This is a genomic window from Micromonospora yasonensis, from assembly GCF_026013475.1.
Taxonomy (GTDB): domain Bacteria; phylum Actinomycetota; class Actinomycetes; order Mycobacteriales; family Micromonosporaceae; genus Micromonospora; species Micromonospora yasonensis.
In genome coordinates, this window is sequence record NZ_JAPDPH010000502.1 from 1 (window position 1) to 308 (window position 308).

Annotated in this window: 1 protein-coding gene; it reads right to left on the reverse strand. The window is 75.6% G+C overall.

Annotated elements, in window-relative coordinates:
• Positions 1-105: 105 nt before the first annotated feature.
• Positions 106-308 (reverse strand): DUF1416 domain-containing protein (locus ONA70_RS36555; RefSeq protein ID WP_265011032.1); only part of this gene is annotated, 203 nt, incomplete at its 5' end.

Sequence of the window (308 nt, forward strand, 5' to 3'; positions counted from 1 at the left end):
ACCGCCCGCCCCTCCGGCCCGAGGCGATTCAGCCCGGATCCCGGGGACAAGGGAATGGCCCGCCGCCCCGGGTGGGGCGGCGGGCCACGAGGATCAGAGCGTGGGTCAGGCGGCGACCGTGACGGTCACCTCGTTGATCCCCCGGGCGGCGGTGACGGCGGTGTCGCCGTTGCCGTACCGGGAGAGCGCGCGCAGGGTCCAGTCGCCCGGCGCGGCGAAGAACCGGAACTGACCGGCCGGGGAGGTCACCACCTCGGCGGTGAACTCGCCGGTGGAGTCGAGCAGCCGGACGTACGCGCCCGGGACGG